Origin of the sequence: Streptomyces sp. YIM 130001 (genome assembly GCF_003574445.1) — a bacterium.
Classification (GTDB): domain Bacteria; phylum Actinomycetota; class Actinomycetes; order Streptomycetales; family Streptomycetaceae; genus Streptomyces.
Genome location: NZ_KZ984600.1, coordinates 1 through 594, shown reverse-complemented (window position 1 = coordinate 594; position 594 = coordinate 1). Strand labels below are relative to the sequence as shown.

Sequence of the window (594 nt, the reverse complement as noted above, 5' to 3'; positions counted from 1 at the left end):
ACCGAAGTTGCGGATGTCGAGCAGGTCCGCCTCGGACCGCGCCACGAGCTCACCCACGGAGTGGATGCCCTCGCGCTTGAGGCAGTTGTACGACCGAACGGTGAGCTCGAGCTCCTCGATCGGCAGGGCGAGATCGGCGGCGAGCGCGGCGTCCGTCGGGGACGGGCCCATGTCGATGCCCTCGGCGTCGATGTTGAGCTCGCGGGCCAGACCGAAGAGCTCGACCAGGGTCTTGCCGGCCGACGCCATGGCGTCACGCGGCCGCATGGCCTGCTTGGTCTCGACGTCGACGATCAGCTTGTCGAAGTCGGTGCGCTGCTCGACACGGGTCGCCTCGACCTTGTACGTGACCTTGAGCACGGGCGAGTAGATGGAGTCGACCGGGATACGGCCGATCTCCTGGCCCACCTGCTTGTTCTGCACGGCGGAGACGTAGCCGCGACCGCGCTCGACGGTCAGCTCCATCTCCAGCTTGCCCTTGCCGTTGAGCGTGGCGAGGACCAGGTCGGGGTTGTGCACCTCGACACCGGCCGGCGGCGCGATGTCGGCGGCGGTGACCAGACCCGGGCCCTGCTTGCGCAGGTACATCACGAC

1 protein-coding gene is annotated in these 594 nt (G+C 68.2%); it reads right to left on the bottom strand.

Annotation, left to right across the window (positions count from 1 at the left end):
• Window positions 1-594 (bottom strand): DNA-directed RNA polymerase subunit alpha (gene rpoA, locus DSC45_RS35560; protein ID WP_119296179.1); only part of this gene is annotated, 594 nt, incomplete at both ends.